This is a genomic window from Delftia sp. RIT313 (assembly GCF_000632165.1).
Classification (GTDB): domain Bacteria; phylum Pseudomonadota; class Gammaproteobacteria; order Burkholderiales; family Burkholderiaceae_C; genus Comamonas; species Comamonas acidovorans.
Map to the genome: position 1 here is coordinate 1 of NZ_JFYT01000058.1, position 19,477 is coordinate 19,477.

The following is a 19,477-nucleotide window of genomic DNA, read 5'->3' on the forward strand; positions in this document are numbered from 1 at the left end:
CACCCGGCCGGCTCCTGCCACCCCGGTGGTGCCGCAGGCGACCACGCAGCCCATCGCGCCGGCCAACAACCTGGTCCCTCTGCCCTACAACGCGGCCGTGGCTGCGCGCTTTCCCGATCCAGCCACCCGCTACGACACACCGGGCCTGGCGCCGCAGCGCAACCAGTTCACCACGGCCAGCGAACTGTCTTCCTGGCTGAACAGCCAGGCCAGCAAATCCCTGGGCCGCGACACGCGCCTGGGTATCGTGCAGCCCGGCAGCTCGCAGCGCGGCAGCCCCATCCAGGCCCTGGTGGCCACGCGCGCACCCGGCATTCAGCCGTCGGCGCTCTATGACAGCCGCCGCCCCACGGTCATGCTTGTGGCCGGCCAGCACGGCGACGAACCTGCGGGTACGGAGGCCTTGCTCATCATCGCCCGCGAGCTCGCTCCCGGCGGCCTGCTGGAGCCGCTGCTGCAGCAGATCAACGTGATCCTCGTGCCGCGCGCCAACCCCGACGCCGTGGAAGCCGGCACGCGCAATGCAGCCGATGGCACCGACATCGCCCATGACCACCTGCTCCTGAACACGCCGGAGGCCAAGGCCCTGGCCACGCTGGCACGCGACTACCGCCCCGTCGCCGTGGTGGACCTGCAGGAATTCCCCGCCGCCAGCATCTTCCTGCAGAAGTACCAGGCCATACAGCGCTACGACGCCCTGCTGCAGTACTCGGCCACGGCCAACCAGAATGAATTCGTGACCAAGGCTGCGCGCGAGTGGTACACGGCACCGCTGCGCACCGCGCTGTCGCAGGCCGGCCTGAGCAGCGACTGGTACTACACCACCAGCCAGGATCTGCAGGACAAGTCCATCTCCATGGGCAGCCTCGCGCCCGATTCGCTGCGCAACGTCAGCGGACTCAAGAACTCGGTGGGCTACCTGGTCAGCAGCCGTGGCTCGGACCTGGGCCGCGCCCACATCCAGCGGCGCGTGCACACCCTGGTCACCGCGTCCACACGCATGCTGCATTCCAGCGCCGAGCGCGCCAAGGACCTCACCCAGGTGCAGGCCTTCGTGGCCCGCGAGACCGCCTCCCTTGCCTGCCATCAGCAACTGGCCGTGCTGGCCGAGCAGACCCCCGAGCAGCGCACCCTCACCATGATCCAGCCCGACACGGGCGCCGACCAGCAGGTGCGCGTGGACTGGAACGCTTCGCTGCAGCCGCGCACCACGCTGTCGCGCCCGCGCTCCTGCGGCTATTGGCTGTCCGCCAGCGCCCAGCCCGCCGTGGACAGGCTGCGCCTGTTGGGCCTGCAGGTGCTCAAGGTGGCCGAGCCCGGCCAGCTGCTGGCCGACTCGTACAACGAAGCCCGCTCGGCCACGCCCGCCAGCGGCGCCTATGCGCTCACGCGCGGCGCCGTCGAAGCGCCCGTGGGCAGCTACTACCTGACGATGAACCAGCCCATGGCCAATCTTGCCGCTGCGGCGCTGGAGCCGGACACACCCTACAGCTACCTTGCACGCGGCCTGGTGCCCACGATGACCGACATGGCGCGCGTGATGGCACCTCCTTCGGTGGTTTTCGAGGAAGAAGACGACGCCGAATGACGGCAAGGGCGCCAGGGCACGCCGCCAAGCCCTGAGCGCCCACCCATTGAGGGTATGATCCGCGCTGGCCCGTCAGCGGCCATACCTGCCCGTAGCTCAACCGGATAGAGCAATTGCCTTCTAAGCAATAGGTCGGGGGTTCGAGTCCCTCCGGGCAGGCCATCCTGGCATCCCAAGAAATCCCAATACGTCCAAAGAAGTCCAAGGGCCCGCACTGGTCTCGGGCTTCAGGTACATCCAGCTTCCGACGTCGTCCAACGGCGCCCCGGTGGCGCGATACACGCTTGACGTGATGCCATCCGGAGTGGGTTCGACGTGCCCGACTACGTGCCTGACTAACGGCAAGCACCGGGACATTGCCGTGCTCTACGGGCAGGATCGATGGCGCACAAGAGCTGTCTCCTGGCGTCCGCTCGGCGCAGATGTAACACGACGGCCGCGTGATCTCACGGTCCCGATTGATTGAAAATCTGGTCGCTCTGGAAAAGCAGCTTCCGGAGGTGGAAGGCATCAAGGTACCCGGCCGGATCATTCATCTGTCAGCGATGAAGATGGAGCTCCGGGTGGTAGCCAGTCGGCTTGCCGGCAGCTCAGTCTTCGTCCAGCGCCTCAAACCGCTCTGCCAGGAAATCCAGCAGCGCCCGCACGGCCGGCAGCAGCCCGCGCCGTGAGGCGAACACCGCATGGATGATCTCGCGCCGTGGCGCCCAGCCCGGGATGACGTGGACCAGTTCACCGCGCGCGATCTGCTCGCGCACCATCATCGAGGGCAGTTGCACCACGCCCACCCCCGCCAAGGCCGCCGCGCGCAGCGCCAGCATGCCGCGCGTGACCAGGCGCGGCCGGTGGCGGATGGCCGCCTGCGTGCCGTCCGGGCCGATCAGGTGCCACACATGCTCATGCTGCGGCAGGCCCAGGTCCATGCTCGGCAGGCCTGCCAGGTCGGCGGGCACCTGGGGGATGCCGCCTGTCAGCAGCTGCGGGCAGGCCACCAGGCATTGCCCGCGCTCGGCGATCATGCGCATCACCAGGTCGCTGTCCTCCAGCGGTGGCGGGCGCACGCGGATGGCAACGTCGATTCCTTCGCCCACCACGTCCACGCGGCGGTTGGTTTCCTCGAGGTGGATCTCCACGCGCGGATACGCGGCCATGAAGGCCGCCAGCATGTCGGCGATGCGCGCATCGAGCAGCGCCACCGGGCAGGTCATGCGCACGATGCCGCGCGGCTCGGCGTGGGTCAGCGCGATGGCCTCGTCGGCGGCGTCGGCCTCCACCAGCATCGCCTTGCAGTGGCCGTAGTAGGTCTGGCCGGTCTCGGTGACGGCAAATCGCCGCGTGGAGCGCTGGATCAGGCGCGTGCCGAGACGCTCCTCAAGCTGCGCGATGCGCCGGCTCAGCTTGGATTTGGGCATCCCCAGCGCGCGGCCCGCGGGCGCAAAGCCGCCGTGGTCCACCACCTGCACGTAGTAGTAGAGGTCGTTCAGGTCTTTCATTGCACACCGCCTTCATCGTTCCTCAGATAGGACTCTGATGGCAAATATTAACGGCTACCGCGTTCATCGTTCAAATCCTATTCTCTATCCATCAGCCAAGACCTTTGTCTGGGCGACCCAAGGAGATTCACCATGACCAAGCCCTACGTCCGCCTGGACAAGGACAACGCCGCCGTGCTGCTGGTAGACCACCAGACCGGCCTGCTATCCCTTGTACGCGACATCGACCCGGACAAGTTCAAGAACAACGTGCTGGCGCTGGCCGACATCGCCAGCTATTTCAAGCTGCCCACCATCCTGACGACCAGCTTCGAGAACGGCCCCAACGGACCGCTGGTGCCGGAGCTCAAGAGCCAGTTTCCCCAGGCGCCCTACATCGCCCGGCCCGGCAACATCAACGCCTGGGACAACGAGGACTTCGTCAAGGCCGTGAAGGCCACGGGCAAGAAGCAACTGATCATCGCCGGCGTGGTGACCGAGGTGTGCGTGGCCTTCCCCGCACTGTCGGCCATCGAGGAAGGCTTCGACGTCTTCGTGATCACTGACGCCTCCGGCACCTTCAACTCCATCACCCGCGATGCGGCGTGGAATCGCATGTCGCAGGCCGGCGTGCAACTGATGAGCTGGTTCGGCGCTGCCTGCGAACTGCACCGCGACTGGCGCAACGACGTGCAGGGGCTGGGCACTCTGTTTTCCAACCACATCCCCGACTACCGCAATCTGATCACGAGCCACACCATGCTCACCCAGGGCAATTGAGGAGAAGACCGTGAGCACACCCCAAACCATCGCCAACTTCAACGGCGCCCGCCCGGTCATCGATCCCGACAATGTGGCGATGCTGCTGATCGACCATCAAAGCGGCCTGTTCCAGACCATCAAGGACATGCCCTTCACCGAGGTGCGTGCCAATGCCACCACACTCGCCAAGGTAGCGACACTGGCGAAGATCCCGGTCATCACCACCGCATCGGTGCCGCAGGGTCCGAACGGCCCCTTGATCCCCGAGATCCACCAGTACGCCCCGCATGCCCGGTACGTTGCGCGCAAGGGCGAGATCAACGCCTGGGACAACCCGGAGTTCGTCGCTGCCGTCAAGGCCACTGGGCGCAGGCAGCTCATCATCGCGGGGACGATCACCAGCGTCTGCATGGCCTTCCCCAGCATCGCCGCAGTGCACGAGGGCTACCAGGTCTTCGCGGTGATCGACGCCTCGGGGACCTACTCGAAAATGGCGCAGGAGATCACGCTGGCGCGCATCGTGCAGGCTGGCGTCGTGCCTATGGACACGGCGGCGGTGTGCTCGGAGGTGCAAAAGACCTGGAACCGTGAGGACGCGTTGCAGTGGGCGCAGGCCTACAGCGCAGTCTTCCCGCCTTACCAGTTGCTGATCGAAAGCTACTCCAAGGCGCAGGAAGTGGCCAGGAACGGTGAGCAGCTGGATTCGCAACGCACCTGACTGCGGTAACACGGCACGGGTACGAGACCGCTTGCCCAAGGTGTCGGCGGCCATGGTGGAATTTGTGGATGAGGCGCAGGACTGAGACCCCGGCCCCGGTGGCGCTCAGCGCCAGCAGTCCTTCACCGTTCCCAGGGGCGAGATGCCCTTCACGCCCAGGGCGTTCAGGGTGTAGTCGCCGCAGCGCCTGTCCGATGCCTGGCGGCCGGTGCGCGTGGCCTTGAGCGTGTAGCCGCCGTCGTTGGCGGCCGTGGCCATCGTCAGGGTGTAGTGGCCGTTCTCGGACTTGTCCCCCCAGGGCAGCCTGAGGTTGGCGACGGAGCTTGTGTAGCCGCCGTTCTGCGCCCGCCAGCGCTCCTGCCGGGCGGCGGCCTCGCCCAGCAGGCTTTGCGCCTCCACGCGCCGCGATCGCAGCACGTATTCCTGGTAGGAGGGGTAGGCGATTGCCGAAAGAATGGCGATCACCGCCACCGTGATCATCAGCTCGATCAGCGTGAATCCATGTAGCTTGCTGCGCACGCATTTCTCCTTGGAGGCCCGCAGGGCCAGCCAGACGGCCGGGGCCGGCAGGCCCCTGTGTGTAGTGGATGGCATGGCGGTCACGGGTTCGCTGGCTGGCGGCGCCAGCTCTGTCGCCCCCGGTCCACTCCGCTGTTGATATCGTCGCCCCCGGTCTTGACTGGGTCTCCTGCCCCGCTTTGCTTTCCGCTGGAGTCGAAGATCTTCGCGCCGCTGATGGTGGGCTTGCCCGGCCCCACCTCGTAACCGTTGACCTGCTGGCCTGCCAGGTTGTCGGAGGCGTTGAAGATGCCGTCGCCGTTCACATCGAAGGCGACATAGTCGGTCTTGCCCCCGGTGTCGGGATCGATGGCGTAGATCGTGCTGGCCAGACCCGCGGAGCAGGGGTCGCCCAGCGGCGGCCGGATGGAGGTGAACACCAGTCCCCGCCCGTACAGGCTCATGTCGTAGACCAGTCTTTCTCCGTCGCGCGGCAGATCGACGTACCAGCCCCAGCTGTGCACATTGGAGTCGGCGGTGCTGGTGGCGTCCTTGTACCAGGTGACCGGGTTGGCCGACAGGGCGAACTTGCCCGGAAAGCCGCTCACCTGGGTGAACTGCTGGGCCTGCAGATCCCCGCGCCCCTTGCCGGCGGTAGGCAGCGGCTGCGGCGCAGCCGTCGCGGATGTGCCGTAGCGGTCCCAGACACCGAACACCGATTGCCGGCGCATGTCCAGCTTGTCGTCATCCGTCATGAAGCGGCCCGTGCCGAAGGCCACCACATCGCCCTTGCCGCTGGAGTGCCGCACCACGTAGGGTGCGGTGGTGATGGACAGCCGCTTGCCGCCGCTGCGTTCGGACTCGCGTGCCACAAAGAACAGTTGCGCATTCCATGAGCCGCTGGCACCACTGGCCAGGTCCACGCGCCATACATTGCCCGCAAGATCACCGGCATAGGCCATGTCCACCTTGCCATCGCCGTTGTTGTCCACCACGGCGGCGCGCGACAGGCCGTTTTTCGGCGCAGGCAGCGCGTTCAGCTCCGCGGCCGTCATGCCTGCCGCGAAATCAAAGCGCCGGATGACCTCGCCACTGGAGACATCCAGCACAAACAGGCTGGACTCGCCGGAGGCGCTGTTCGACGCCTGGTAGCCATTGGACAGGAATACCACCCACCTGCCCTTGGACCGGCCGGCGTCGTTGAGCCGCGCAACGACAGGCGCGGGCATCGAGTAACCCATGCGTTCGTCCTGTTCAACCCCGAACTCCCACAGCAACCGGGGAGAGGTGGGATCCGTGACGTCCAGCGCGAAGACCTGCCTCCCGCCCGCGCCCAGGCTGCCGACCAGCACCCTGTGCCAGGCGTTGCCGAAGTAGACATCGGAGACCACGGGCGTCCCGTCCACGAAGTAGCGGTGGGGAGCGCCGCCCGCGCCATACCGGGACGCCAGGACATTGAGCGAATCCTTCACGCCCGATGGAATGAAGGCGAACTCCTCCTTGCCCGATGCCGCGTCGAAGGCGTGCAGCATGCCGTCGTTGGCGCCCACATACAGCATCTCCTTGGCAGCCTGTTTCGCGGCAAAGGCGGCATAGGTGGTGCTGCCCTCCAGCTTGTCCGCGGCGGAGGCGCGGTACAGGCCGCCCTTGACCCGCACCAGCGAGGAATTGACGATATCGCCCAGCACATTGGGCTTTCCGCTGTCCAGGGGCTTGCGCACGCGCAAGTCATCGCGCACCTCGCCACGCAGGAACTCGATGCGCTTTTTTGCCTGGCCATCGGCGGAGTTCGTGGCCGGGTCCGTGTTGAGCACGGCCAGCCAGGACGCATCGGAGCGCTGCCCGCTGAGACTGGAGTACGTGAAAGGGCTCAGCGACACGGCACTGCCGGTCCTGCTGGGATAGTAGATCTTGCGGTCATCGGCGGACCGCGCCGACAGGAGTTCCGCCGCGCTCCAGACCAGCGTTCTGTCGCTGGTGGTGAGCTTCTCGCGGATGACGTCGCCGCTCCAGTACTGGACCTCGAACGTGGTCCGGTACAGGTCGGCGCCTTCGCCCAGTGTCGCAGTGGGCATGTCCACGCTGACCGCCGTCACGGAACTGATGCTCTGCAGGATGTCGTTGAACGCCTTGGTCAATTGGTCCTTGAGCGTGCCGGCATTGGTCACCAGAAAATAGTTGTCCGGATCTCCCGTGATCTTGGAAGGGTCGCGGTCCGGCACACCGTACTTGGCGGCATACCACAGCGGTCCCTTCAGGAAGCTGCCCGCATCGGTCGCATTGCCCGGAGTGAAGCTGCGGGTGGCCGTGAGCCCCAGGTTCGAGCATTCCGTGCGCTGCTGAGCTGAGATGCTGCCCCGGCAGTAGCCCGGATCGCGATTGGGGGGCGTGTTGTAGGCGTAGTAGGCCGAGGCCGTGTCCTTGTCACGCACCTCCAGGTACATGCCGTCCTTGGTGGTGCCCGAGATCACATAGCCCATGTGCTGTCCCAGGCCGCCAGCGGCGTATTCGGACACCATGTCGATCTTCACCTTGCCATCGGCCTGCAGCGCGACCGTGTAGCGCGCGATGGCGTCCATGTCATGGTCGGCGCCCTGCTCCACGTCCTCGTAGTTGATGCGGAACTCCGCATAGGGCCGCCCGCCATTGACCGAGGCATCGATGTCCGCCTTGCCCGTGTTGGCAATGTTGACCACGTAGTAGTCGACGATCTGGTTGGTCGGCGTGAAGACCGCATTGTTCACGGTGCTGCCACCGGCACTGCCGGAGACGGTCTTGGCAAACGGCGCAATGGTCACAAAGCGTTTGCCGCCGATCGGAAAGCGTATTTCCGGCAGCGGTGACGCAATGGCCACGGAGTAGGTCCTCAGCGCATTCTTGCCCTGGCTGTTGCCGAAGATGGCATTCCTGGCGCCGAAACGGGCCACACCGGCGGCATAGTAGGTGCCTTCCTTGCTGGGCTCCTCGGGAGACAGGCCGCGCGCCCAGGACAGGTCTGCAATGGTCTTGACCGAAGGAGCCTGGTCGGCATTGGCCGACGTTGACTGGCCGATGAAGAAGTTCTTCCCGTCTATGCGCTCGGCCGAGCCGATGGCCGCCACCTCGTCAGAGACATTGAAGCCATTGAGGGCGCTGGCGCCGACGCTCGCGTAGCGGCTGCCGGGCAGCTTGCCGTCGTAGGAGGGATTGATGTCGCTGAGCACCGTCATGACGGGACGGGAGCAGTACTGGTAGCCGCCCCCGCCTTCGGCCTTGGCCTTGTAGGGCGTTTCCCAGGCGGGCTTGGACAGGCCCAGGGACGCATCCTTGGAGGAGCCGCCGGCGTAGTCATAGATGCCGAGGGCCTGGGACGCGCCGCCGAAATAGCGTATGGTCTCGAACATCATCTCGCTGATGGGGTTGCCCCACATGGCGCACTTCGAAGGCTTGTCCAGCGAACTGATGGGGCCGGACGTGATCCAGCCGCATTCCACGTATTTGCCGCCGGTGTAGCCGATCAGGCGCTGGCGGTCTATGTTGGCGACCACGCCATTGACACCCGTCCTGAACTGGCCCGTCTGAGGGTCGACCTCCTCTGCGAAATTGCTGATATTGCGGCGCAGCACGCCGCCGGCGATGTTTTTCTCGTACGAGCCTGTGAGCAGGCCGAAGTACATCTTCCCGTTCTCTCCGAAGTCGTGCAGCAGCCCCGTGGGCTTGTAGATGGTCTTGCCGCCGTTGGGATAGGCCTTGCAGCTGGCCTCGAGCAACTGGACATTGCTGCTGGAGCAGGCCTCCACAAGCAGGTTGTAGTCGGTGATCCTGCTGGTGCCTCGCGCGCACGAATTGCCGCCTGCACAGTTGCTCTGCCCTGCAAAACCCTCCTGGGACACCCAATCCCAGATCTGGAACGAGGAGTCATTGAGCACGCGCAACTGGGTGATGACGCCAGCGGCCTCCCCCAGCGTGGTGACGGCAAACAGATGGCGCGTACCGGACGCCGGCTGGCGCAGCGGCGCATAGTCCGAAATGCTGTAGACCCCGAGATCCCGCGCAGGGTCATAGGCCTTGCCCCAGCTGTGCGCATCCCTGGGAATGTAGGCGGTCTGCAAAACGGTGCGCGAAGCCGTGTCCTCCGCACGCATGCCGCCATAGAGCACGCGGCGTATGGCGTCCATGCGCGATGTGCCCAGATAGTTCAGGAAGTCGCCACTCCAGTTGTTCGAGCACTTTTTCCTGTTGCTTCCGGTCGCTGCCTGCGAGGGCACGAAAACACCCTTGGAATAGCTGTAGCAGACGTTGTTGTTGAAGTAGCCGTAGTAGTCGATCTGGTCCGGCTTGTACCCGACATCGATCACACCGTCGCCGTTGAGGTCGGAGGCATCGTTGTAGGCCTCGTAGTACAGTTTGTGGTCACGCCCCATCACCAGCATGTTCAAGGGCGCCAACGCCTGGTTCACGAACAGCGGCATCTGGGACAGCACGGTGTCCGCGCGCCCCTGGGCATGCGCCGGCGTACTGGCCAGTGCCAGTGCGCACGTCCACAGCGCCAGGGCCGGCCACGCGAGTGCCTGGCCCTGGCACGCCCTCGGGCCATGCCTGGTTTTCCAACTTGCAATGCGAGCCATTGAAGCTCCCTCCCCCTGCTTACTTTATGAACATGTTGACGCTGGACCGCAGGCACAGCGCATCCGCTCCGCAGGCCTGGGCCTGCGACTTTTCCGTGGCCTGGGCATTGACCTCATAGAAGTCCGTGCAGCCGGTGGCAGGTGCATCCAGCGCGGACGTCGCACTACCCGACTTGGGACAGGCGGTCGTGATGTATCGGGGATACCAGTACCCATCGGGCTTCTGAAACCCGGCCGCCTTGGCCTTGGTCGTCCGAAAATCCGTACCGAGCCCGATGGAGCCCGTACGCACATCGGACACCGAGCAGGGAATGCCGCTGCCCTCGGCCACCGGAGTGCCGGCGCCATTGCAGGGCTTGAGTGCGACGGCATGCTCCAGCAGCTTGCGCTCGCCTTCTCGCAGCGTGCCATCCGCGGTTTCATACAGCCGCTGGCTATCCACCATGTTGGCGGCGATGCGCGCCTCCAGCGTGGCCACGCGCATGCCGACCACCGCCAGCAACAACACCAGCAGCAGCATGATCATGGACACCAGCAAGGCATTGCCGCGCTGGCGCTCGCGCAGGACACAGGACATGCAGCGGCGGCTCCGGGCTCCGATCAGCGCGGTCATGGCATCAGATTCCTCAGGGTGAGCGTGCCGGTGGCCAGTTGCAGCAGGGGGCCAGCATTCGCATCGCATCGGGACGCGGCGCCGCCCAGTTGCGCCCAACGCTCGCAGACGGTGGAGGCCATGCCCTGCGTCACCTTGCCGGAGCTTTCCAGCAAGAGGGCAAGGCGCAGGGAACGGATGGCTTCCTGCTGCCCGGGCAACGTGGCCGCGAAGGCATCGACCCGGCGTATCGCGCCGGGCGCTGTCTGCCGATCGATGCCGAACTCGAAATGCACCGCCCGCACGCCATCGGCGAGCGGCACAACCTCCTGCGCAGCCCGGCAGACCAGCACACCACTTTCAACGGTGTATTTCTCCGCGAACATGCCGGTCGCCGGCGCCGGAGCGTCATAGGGGCCGGCGGCTCCCAGGTTCGCGGGCGTGCCCGCACAATCGGTTTCCGCCGCGTCCCGGGGCTGGAAGCGAAGGCAGATGCTCTGCGCGTCAGCCGCGTAGAGCGCCTGTCCCTGGGCGAACTGGCAGCCGTTGGGATGGGGCGAGGAATCGGCAGGAAATGCGTCGAACATCGCCTGCGAAGGATCCCTCCTGTAGCCTGCCTTGGAGAACTCGGAGTCCAGCACGGCCAGCGCCAGCCGGCTGTTGCCGAGGTTCTCGCTCTGCCCCACGCGAAAACCGAAGCTCGACAGCCCCTGCATGTAGATGGTGGTGGCAATCAGCACGAGGAACAGGCCGATGGCCAGCGCCACCAGAATCTCCACCAGGGACAGGCCCGCCTGGGACGGCATGCGCATGCGGCACGCCCGTGCGCCCGGCCCGCGCTCAAAGCCGCGACCGCAGCGTGAATGTGCAAAATTCATTGTCGCTTCCATCCAGACATTGGCCTTTCTTGACCGGCCAGGCCACCGTCACGGACACCAGGCCATCGGCATCGGCGCTCACGGCGAAGGAGCTGTCGATGCGGTCCGCGGTGAGATCGGGCACCAGCTTGCGGGCCCGATCGCCCCAGCAGGCCAGGCGCTGCTCCCGCGGCTGCGGCAAAGGCTGGCAGGCCGCAGGGGCCGCGGGCATCGCGGCCCCCTGTAGCTTCTGATAACCGGCCAGTTCCTCCACGGGCGAGCCCTTCGCGTCCAGGACCGTGGCCGTATCCCCCCGCAGGGTCTCCAGCAGTTCGGAAGCCAGCATGGATGCCATCTGACGCCGCTCGGTATCCACGGTGTATTCAATGGCACGCACATGGATGCGCACGGCGCCCAGCAGCCCCACGGCCACCAGCAGCACGGCGACGAGTACCTCGATAAGGCCTGCGCCGCGTTGCCTGCGAGAAGAAAAAGGAATGGACATGTTGCAGACCCGTTGCATGCGCATCAGCAAGTGCCGCCGGCAGGCAGCCGTTGCTGGCGCACAAGCCCGGCGCGAGTCACTCTCAAGCAGTGCATGCGCGTGGCATGGCGAGCCGTGACGGTCAGCGTGTACAGCGTGCTGGCGCCGGAGAACTGCTTGGCGGTCCCCGTGGTTTCGAACAGGACGCCCTGGGAAGAATCACCGGAGGGCGACACGGTCACGGCATCAGGCACCCGGGCCTCGCGCACCAGTTGCCCTCCCGACTTGGCGGACCATGTCTGCCCAGCGCCCACGAAACTGCTTTCCACCCGTTTGTAGACCGCTTCGGAGCGAGCCAGCTGCAGCAACGACTGCAACTCGAGCGCAGCCGAGCTGACGCGCTGGTTGGCTATTTGAGCGATGAAGGAAGGAGCGGCCAGAGCGGCCAGAATCGCGACCAGCGCCACCACAACCATCATCTCGATGAGGGTGAAGCCACGGGGCCGTTGCCACCTGCCGCCTGGACAGCCGTTGCGCGTGTAACCGGGATTTTTCATGCAAGCGTGCTTCTCGTTGGCGGGGGACCATGCGACAGGCCTGCAAGCCCTGCGCCATTGCTTTTGATTGATGTTTGCAATCGTAATTCAATAGCAATGCAAAACATCTATTGACACAGGTCATGGGACAAATATAGGACTTGTCTTATAAAAACCTGCGCAGAGCGCAACACCCCATCCAGCAAGCTCGGCGGAACGGCCCGCGCAACGGGCATGGCCACGGTGGCGATACGGCAGACCGCGAAGTCAGGCAGGCAGGCCTCGCATCAAGCGCCTGAAAATCCACGGCAGCATGAGCGGCCGCAATCCAGCCGCAGCGCGATTGGCCATGCGAATATCCCGTCTGCTTCCAGCCCGAGGAAGAAAAAGTTTTCGCCCAAAGCAAAAATCCCCAGTGCATTTCTGCACTGGGGATTTTCTTGTTTGGGGTGGCTGATGGGGCTCGAACCCACGACAACAGGAATCACAATCCTGGACTCTACCAACTGAGCTACAGCCACCGTTGAAGCATTCGATTATATGCCAAAAACCAGCAGGCAAATGCTTTGGAACAGGCGTTGCGTGACGCATCGGGAGCAGCAGGAACAAAGGTGCATCGAGGACGCGGGCAACGGGCAGGATGCCGCCATCCTCCATGCAGCCGCAGCCGGCAGGAGCCTTGCCCGGCGTCCCTGGAGCTTTCGGGCACAACCAGTCCCCCTGCCGCCCAAAGCAAAAATCCCCAGAGCATTTCTGCTCTGGGGATTTTTTTATTTGGGGTGGCTGATGGGGCTCGAACCCACGACAACAGGAATCACAATCCTGGACTCTACCAACTGAGCTACAGCCACCGTAGAAGAACGCTATTCTATTCCAAAAAACTGCTTGATTTCTGAAATTTCTGTTTTGCTAGAAATTTCTCTCATCAGGGGCGCGGGACCTTGATCTGCACCTTGAGCTGTTTCTTGAGAAGCTCGTAGTATGCCATAGCTTCTGCGACCGCAGAGCTTCGCAGGAAGTCCTGCTTCTGCGCGGCAGCAGCCTGTGCATCATCGGCCGGGCGCTCGACGATGCGGTTGATCTTGACCACGGCATAGCCTTGGGCACCCATGTCAACACCCGTCCAGGCAGGCAGCTGAGCGGTCGATGCGCGCAGGGCGGCATCCACCACTTCGCGCGACAGGCCTTCGGGCTGGTCACGGCTGATCACCTTGGCGGCAGGCAGCTGCGCCGCATCAGGCTTGGCCTTCCATGCTGCAAGCTTGGCCTCGCCATCGGCCTTGGCCAGTTCGGCGGACTTTTGCGCCACGTACAGGGTGCGCAGCTTGTCGCCGACCTCGGCCATGGGCAGCGTGCGGGCAGGCGTGTACTCCACCACGCGGCCGGCCACCAGTTGGCTGGAACCCAGCTCCACCGCATCGGTGTTGCGCTTGTTGTTCAGCGAGTCGCTGGAGAACAGCGCCTCCAGGAAACGGGGATTGGCCAGGGGGCCCTTGACGTTGGGGCCGGGCTGGCGCGTCACATGGTCTGCCTTTTGCACGGTGAGCTTGAATTTCTCGGCCACGGGCTGCAGGCTGTCCGACTGCTCGTAGACCGCGTTGGAGAAGCCTTCCGCCAGTTCGGCGAACTTGCGCTGGGCCTGCTGCTGCTTGAGTTCGGCTTCCAGCTTGGGACGCATCTGGTCGAAGCTAGGAGCCTTGGGCTTCTTGATGTCCACCAGCGAGATGATGTGGTAGCCGAAGTCGCTGTGCACCACGTCGCTGATGTCGCCCACCTTCATGCCGAAGGCTGCGTCCTCGAAGGGCTTGACCATGGCGCCACGGCCGAAGTAGCCCAGATCGCCACCCGATGCAGCGGAGCCACCGTCCTGCGAATTGGCCTTGGCCAGTTCGGCGAAGCGCTTGGGGTCCTTGCGCAGCTCGGCCAGCAGTTCTTCTGCCTTGGCCTTGGCTTTTTCCTGCTCGGCGGCAGGCGCATCCTTGCTTGCATTGATCAGGATGTGGCTGGCACGGCGCTCTTCGGGGCCGGCCAGGCGCTCGGCGTTCTGGTTGTAGTAGGAACGCACATCGTCTTCGCTCAGCGTGATGCCGGCCTCGATGCTGGGAACGTCCAGCAGCAGGTATTCCACCTTGGCCTGCTCCGACTGCTGGAACTGGCTGGTGTGGGCATCGTAGTAGGCCTTGAGGTCTGCCTCGGTGGGCTGGACCTTGCTGGCGTAGGCGCTGGCTTCAAAGCGAGCCACCTGCACTTCGCGGCGCTGGTACAGCGCATCGATGGCCTGCTTGACCTGGGTGTCGGTCGCAAAGGCCGTACCCGTCACGCCACCCATCACCTGGTTCATGGACAGCTCGCGGCGCAGGTTGGCCTCGAAGCCTTCGGGCGTCAGGCCCTGCGATCCGACCAGGGCGCGGTAGGCCTCGGCATCCATCGAGCCGTCTGGCTTCTTGAGCGCGGCAATCGCGGGGATCTCCTGCAGCGTGCGCACCAGTTGCGCATCGGACGCTGCCAGATGCATCTTCTGCACGGCAGCAGCCAGCACCTGGTCACGCACCATCTTCTCCAGCGTGGCGTAGCGCGCCTGCGGCGAGTCCAGCAGCTTGGGGTCGATGTTGGGGTTCTCGGCGCGCAGGCGATCACTCTCCATGCGGTGCGCGTTCTCCCAGTCGGCCTGCTTGATCTCATGACCATCGACACGTGCGACGATGACGCTGGACTCTGTGAAGTAGTTCTGGTTCACACCCACGAAGATGAACGAGGGAATGATCAGCAAGAACAACAAGATCATCACGAACTTGGAATGCTTGCGGATGGATTCGAACATGGTCTGTCGTCTTTCAATGGCAGAAATAGAAAAGGCGAACTTTCGTTCGCCTTTTGTTCTTGGTGGGTGCTGACGGGGTCGAACCGCCGACCTACGCCTTGTAAGGGCGCCGCTCTACCAACTGAGCTAAGCACCCCACCTTGACTGGTGTCAGTTCAGGGCATCTTTCAATGCCTTGCCCGGACGGAACTTTGGAACCTTGGCGGCCTTGATCTTGATGGTTTCGCCGGTGCGGGGGTTGCGGCCCGTACGAGCAGCGCGCTTACCAACGGCGAATGTGCCAAAACCAACGAGCGACACTGTACCACCCTTTTTGAGGGTTTTCTTCACAGCCTCAATCGTGGAATCCAGTGCACGAGCAGCCGCAGCCTTGGAGATGTCGGCGTTGTTAGCGATGTGCTCAATCAGTTCGGTTTTATTCACAAGATGCCTCTGGAGAAATAAGTGAATGGGATGTCTCTGCGGCCACCAACTTGGCTCGGCCAGAAACCCGGCGCGACGGATACGGAATCTGGCTTGCCGTTCGACGCCTGCCTCGGGGCAGACATCGGTGAATTAAAGCCATCGACCTTCCAGGTGTCAATGCACGCTGCGCATCGCAGCGACAGGGGACGATTCTATGCGGTTTTGGCGCCAGCTTTGGCTTTGCGGCCGGTTTTTTGCGCCCGGCGCAGGCTAGCGGCTTCACGAATTGACAAGGGTTGACAATGGACTTGTCCGCTGCAGGCCTTGCCAGTGCTGCAATGCGCCTCACCGCTTCGCATCCACGACGCCGCAGCGGCTGCCCTGCCTGATTCAAATGCTTCCAAAAAAATAGCAACGCCAGACAGTTTGACGTGTCTGGCGCAGGATCCCGGGAACGGCCGGAAAGGCCCTCAGTGCGTGACCCGCGCGCGGATCTCGGGCAGGGCTTTTTGCAGGTAGTACACCATCGACCAGACGGTGAGCACTGCCGCCACCCAGATCAGCACCTGGCCCCAGACGCCGGTGTCGATCATGCCGAACACGCGGCCGTCGTACAGCAGGAAGGGAATGGCCACCATCTGCGCCGTGGTCTTGAGCTTGCCGAGCATGTGGACGGCCACGCTCTTGCCCGCGCCCAGGTGCGCCATCCACTCGCGCAGGGCCGAGATGGCGATCTCGCGGCCGATGATGATCAGGGCCACGAACACATCGGTGCGCTGCAGGTGCACCAGCACCAGCAGCGACGCGCAGACCAGGAACTTGTCGGCCACCGGATCGAGGAAGGCGCCGAAGGCCGATGTCTGGTTGAGCTTGCGCGCCAGGTAGCCGTCGAGCCAGTCGGTGGCTGCGAAGACGATGAACATGACCGTGGCGACCAGGTTGCGGGTCGCCACATCGAACGGCGCGTAGAACACCCCGACGATCAGCGGAATCGCGACGATCCGCGTACAGGTCATCAAGGTGGGGATTGTGAGAAACATGGCCGCCATTGTGTCACGTACCTTGGTGTTTGAGGTTCTGTTTCAAGGCCCGCGGTGCAGCCTGCGGGACGGTCATTTCAATGCAATGCACGGTAGATATCTTCAGCCAGCGCGGCCGAGATGCCGTCCACGCTGCACAGGTCCTCGACGGTGGCTTCGGACACGCCGCGCACGCCGCCAAAGCGCTGCAGCAGGCGCGCGCGCTTCTTGGGGCCCACGCCCGGAATCTCCTCGAGCTTGCCGCCGCCCACCCGCACCTTGGCACGCGCCGCGCGCATGCCGGTGATGGCGAAGCGGTGGGCCTCGTCGCGGATCTGGGCCACCAGCATCAGCGCGGCCGAGTCGTAGCCCAGGTAGATCTTCTCGCGCCCGTCGGCAAAGACCAGCTCTTCCAGGCCGACCTTGCGCCCCTCGCCCTTTTCCACGCCCACGATGCGCGAGACATCGAGGCCCAGCTGCTCGAAGACTTCGCGCGCCATGCTGACCTGGCCCTTGCCGCCGTCGACCAGCACCAGGTCCGGCAGTTGCGGCTGCTTGCCCGTGAGTTCGGCACCGCCCGCCTCTCTTTGCGCCTCGGCCACGCGGCTGTAGCGGCGCGTCAGCACCTGGCGCATGGCGGCATAGTCGTCGCCGCCCGTGATGCCTTCGATGTTGAAACGCCGGTACTCGCTGCTTTGCATCTTGTGGTGATGGAAGACCACGCAGGAAGCCTGCGTGGCCTCGCCCGCCGTGTGCGAGATGTCGAAGCATTCGATGGTGAGTTCATCAAGGTTCTCGCAGGCCAGGTCCAGCGCCTCGACCAACGCGCGCGTGCGCGCCTGCTGCGAGCCTTCTTCGGCCAGCAGGCGGGCCATCTGGATGTCGGCGTTCTTTTGCGCCATCTCCAGCCAGATACGCCGCTGCTCGCGCGGCTGCTGCACGGCGGTGATGCGCACGCCGCCTTGCTCGCTCAACAGGGCCAGCAGCTTCTTGTCCACCGGATGGCTGACGATGAGCACGGGCGGCACGGCCACGCCGGTGTAGTGCTGGGCGATGAAGGCCTCCAGCACGATGTCCTCGACCGGGCGTGCGGATTCGGCAAGACTGGCCTCTTCCTCGCCGGCGTAGACCGAGGCGGCATCACCCAGATTGGCGGGAAAGTACGGCCGGTCGCCCAGGTGGCGGCCGCCGCGCACCATGGCCAGGTTCACGCAGGCGCGGCCGCCCTGCACCTTCACGGCGAGGATGTCCACGTCGCGGTCGTCGGCGGTTTCTATGACCTGCTGGTGCAGCACGCGCGACAGCGCCGTCATCTGGTTGCGTACCTCGGCGGCCTGCTCGTATTCCATGCGCCCGGCGTGCTCCATCATGCGGGCCTCCAGCTGGCGCAGCAGTTCCTGGGTCTCGCCGCGCAACATGGCCTCGGCATTGCGCACATCCAGCGCATAGGCTTCGGGCGAGATCAGATCCACGCAAGGGCCGCTGCAGCGCTTGATCTGGTAGAGCAGGCAGGGGCGCGAGCGGTTGGCAAAGACCGTGTCCTCGCAGGTGCGCAGCCGGAAGACCTTCTGCAGCAGCTGGATGCTTTCCTTGACGGCCCAGGCGTTGGGATAGGGACCGAAGTAGCGGTGGCGCTTGTCCACGGCACCACGGTAGTAGGCCATGCGCGCGAAGCGCTGGTGGGCAGGCTCGCCAGCCTGGCCGTCGCGCGCGGCCACGCCGGTGATCTTCAGGTAGGGATAGCTCTTGTCGTCCCGGAACAGGATGTTGTACTTGGGGTGCTGCGTCTTGATGAGGTTGTTTTCCAGCAGCAGGGCCTCGGCCTCGGAGCGCACCACCGTGGTCTCCATGCGCGCGATCTTGCCCACCATGTGGCCTATGCGCGTGCCGCCATGGTTCTTGGTGAAGTAGCTGGAGACGCGGCGCTTGAGGTTGATGGCCTTGCCCACGTACAGCAGCGTGCCTGCCGCGTCGAAATAGCGGTAGACGCCGGGCAGGCCCGGCAGCGCTGCCACCTGGGCCAGCAGTTCATCGGAATGGGATTCGGACATGCGCCTATTGTGGCCGCTGCCCGGGCCCGCCGCAGCGGGCCTGCGGGCCCTCGGGCTCTTACTCGGCCTCGATCTTCGAGGACTTGACCACCTGGGCCCAGTTGGACCACTCGGTCTTGACCATGGCGCCCAGCTGCTGCGGGCTCATGTAGTCCGCCGTGGCGCCCTGCTCCTGTGCCTTTTGCTTGAAGGCCGGGTTCTCCACCACCTTCTTGAGGTCGGCCGTGAGCTTGTCGATCACGGGCTTGGGCGTGGCGGCGGGCGCGAACACGGCAAACCAGGAGGTGGCGTTGACGCCCGCATAGCCGGCCTCGGCCGTGGTGGGCGCATCAGGCAGGCTGGGCAGGCGCTGCGTGCCGGTGACGGCCAGCACGCGCAGCTTGCCGCTTTGCACGTGGGGCATGAAGGGCGGCGCCGTGCCGAAGGTCAGGTCCACCTGGCCGCCCAGCAGGTCCTGCAGCGCGGGGCCGGTGCCCTTGTAGGGGACGTGGACCATCTTGATGCCGGCCTGCTGCTCCAGCATGGCGCCCGTCACGTGCTGCAGCGAGCCATTGCCCGATGAGGCGTAGTTCAGCTTGCCGGGGTTGGCCTTGGCATAGGCCACGAGTTCGGCCAGCGTCTTCACGGGCAGCTCGGACCGCACCACGATGATCTGCGGCGCCGACAGCACATTGGCCACGGGCTGGAAGTCGCCCTGCTCCCAGATGCGGGCCTTGGTCAGGTGGGGCGAGATGACGTGATAGCCCGAGTACTGCATGAGCAGGGTGTAGCCATCGGCCTCGGCACGCTTGACCAGGCTGGCTGCGATGGAGCCGTTGCCGCCGCCCTTGTTGTCCACCACCACCGACTGGCCGATCACCGGCGCCAGCGCCTGGGCCGCCATGCGCGCCGCCAGGTCGGTGGTGCCACCGGCTGCGGCCGGCACGATCATGGTGATGGTCTTGGCGGGGTAGCCGCCTTGGGCCAGCGCGGCTGTGCCGCCCAGGCCCAGTCCTGCGATGGCCATGGCCACGGCTGCGATCTGTCTGCGTTGAATCTTCTTCATCTTTGTCTCCTTGGTTTGCTCG

At 64.8% G+C, this 19,477-nt stretch carries 15 protein-coding genes and 4 tRNA genes; 4 read left to right on the forward strand and 15 right to left on the reverse strand.

The window, feature by feature from the left end; genetic code table 11:
- Together BW39_RS18035 and BW39_RS18040 are read left to right on the forward strand one after the other, a co-directional pair.
- Window positions 1-1,588: M14 family metallopeptidase (locus BW39_RS18035; RefSeq protein WP_043823529.1), on the forward strand; the 1,588-nt coding region annotated here is incomplete at its 5' end.
- An 85-nt stretch (window positions 1,589-1,673) separates the two neighbouring features.
- Window positions 1,674-1,750: transfer RNA gene (locus BW39_RS18040), tRNA-Arg, on the forward strand.
- 428 nt (window positions 1,751-2,178) lie between these two features.
- On the opposite strand, the gene BW39_RS18045 is transcribed toward BW39_RS18040, so the two are convergent.
- On the reverse strand, window positions 2,179-3,081 hold the full coding sequence (locus BW39_RS18045) for a LysR family transcriptional regulator (RefSeq protein ID WP_043823483.1): 903 nt from the start codon (window positions 3,079-3,081) through the stop codon (window positions 2,179-2,181).
- Between the two features lie 132 nt (window positions 3,082-3,213).
- Here BW39_RS18045 and ycaC point away from each other — a divergent pair, with 132 nt between their 5' ends.
- Both ycaC and BW39_RS18055 read left to right on the forward strand, forming a co-directional pair.
- A complete protein-coding gene (gene ycaC / locus BW39_RS18050) occupies window positions 3,214-3,840 on the forward strand; it encodes an isochorismate family cysteine hydrolase YcaC (RefSeq protein WP_043823485.1) in 627 nt (208 codons plus the stop codon).
- 10 nt (window positions 3,841-3,850) lie between these two features.
- On the forward strand, window positions 3,851-4,540 hold the full coding sequence (locus BW39_RS18055; protein ID WP_013803115.1) for a hydrolase: 690 nt from the start codon (window positions 3,851-3,853) through the stop codon (window positions 4,538-4,540).
- A gap of 105 nt (window positions 4,541-4,645) precedes the next feature.
- Here the strand turns inward: BW39_RS18055 and BW39_RS18060 are convergent, their stop codons facing one another.
- From BW39_RS18060 to BW39_RS18125, 14 genes are all read right to left on the reverse strand, one after another.
- The gene (locus BW39_RS18060) at window positions 4,646-5,134 is read right to left on the reverse strand and encodes a type IV pilin protein (protein WP_326923863.1); all 489 of its coding nucleotides are present in this window, start codon (window positions 5,132-5,134) and stop codon (window positions 4,646-4,648) included.
- Between the two features lie 5 nt (window positions 5,135-5,139).
- Entirely contained in the window at window positions 5,140-9,645 is a 4,506-nt protein-coding gene (locus tag BW39_RS18065) for a pilus assembly protein (RefSeq protein ID WP_043823488.1), read from the reverse strand.
- A gap of 19 nt (window positions 9,646-9,664) precedes the next feature.
- Window positions 9,665-10,258, reverse strand: coding sequence for a pilus assembly PilX family protein (locus tag BW39_RS18070; protein ID WP_043823490.1), 594 nt, complete (start codon window positions 10,256-10,258; stop codon window positions 9,665-9,667).
- Window positions 10,255-11,049 (reverse strand): prepilin-type N-terminal cleavage/methylation domain-containing protein, encoded by a 795-nt coding sequence (locus BW39_RS18075; RefSeq protein ID WP_043823492.1) that lies wholly within the window; start codon window positions 11,047-11,049, stop codon window positions 10,255-10,257. The genes BW39_RS18070 and BW39_RS18075 overlap by 4 nt, the downstream gene beginning before the upstream one ends.
- 28 nt (window positions 11,050-11,077) lie before the next feature.
- Window positions 11,078-11,623 (reverse strand): type IV pilus modification protein PilV, encoded by a 546-nt coding sequence (gene pilV, locus BW39_RS18080; protein WP_043823493.1) that lies wholly within the window; start codon window positions 11,621-11,623, stop codon window positions 11,078-11,080.
- Window positions 11,623-12,135: a GspH/FimT family pseudopilin gene (locus BW39_RS18085; protein WP_043823494.1), complete on the reverse strand. Its 513-nt coding sequence runs from the start codon at window positions 12,133-12,135 to the stop codon at window positions 11,623-11,625. Before BW39_RS18085 ends, pilV begins: the two co-directional genes overlap by 1 nt.
- Before the next feature lie 424 nt (window positions 12,136-12,559).
- A tRNA-His gene (locus BW39_RS18090) sits at window positions 12,560-12,635 on the reverse strand.
- 254 nt (window positions 12,636-12,889) lie between these two features.
- Window positions 12,890-12,965, reverse strand: a tRNA-His gene (locus BW39_RS18095).
- Between the two features lie 74 nt (window positions 12,966-13,039).
- Window positions 13,040-14,935 (reverse strand): SurA N-terminal domain-containing protein, encoded by a 1,896-nt coding sequence (locus BW39_RS18100; protein WP_043823495.1) that lies wholly within the window; start codon window positions 14,933-14,935, stop codon window positions 13,040-13,042.
- A gap of 60 nt (window positions 14,936-14,995) precedes the next feature.
- A tRNA-Val gene (locus tag BW39_RS18105) sits at window positions 14,996-15,071 on the reverse strand.
- 14 nt (window positions 15,072-15,085) lie between these two features.
- Complete coding sequence (locus BW39_RS30450) at window positions 15,086-15,358, reverse strand: HU family DNA-binding protein (protein WP_012204727.1); 273 nt, start codon at window positions 15,356-15,358, stop codon at window positions 15,086-15,088.
- Between the two features lie 452 nt (window positions 15,359-15,810).
- Entirely contained in the window at window positions 15,811-16,380 is a 570-nt protein-coding gene (gene pgsA, locus BW39_RS18115) for a CDP-diacylglycerol--glycerol-3-phosphate 3-phosphatidyltransferase (protein ID WP_026062576.1), read from the reverse strand.
- A 77-nt stretch (window positions 16,381-16,457) separates the two neighbouring features.
- Complete coding sequence (gene uvrC / locus BW39_RS18120) at window positions 16,458-18,410, reverse strand: excinuclease ABC subunit UvrC (protein WP_043823496.1); 1,953 nt, start codon at window positions 18,408-18,410, stop codon at window positions 16,458-16,460.
- 58 nt (window positions 18,411-18,468) lie between these two features.
- Entirely contained in the window at window positions 18,469-19,455 is a 987-nt protein-coding gene (locus BW39_RS18125; RefSeq protein ID WP_043823497.1) for a Bug family tripartite tricarboxylate transporter substrate binding protein, read from the reverse strand.
- Between the last annotated feature and the right edge of the window lie 22 nt (window positions 19,456-19,477).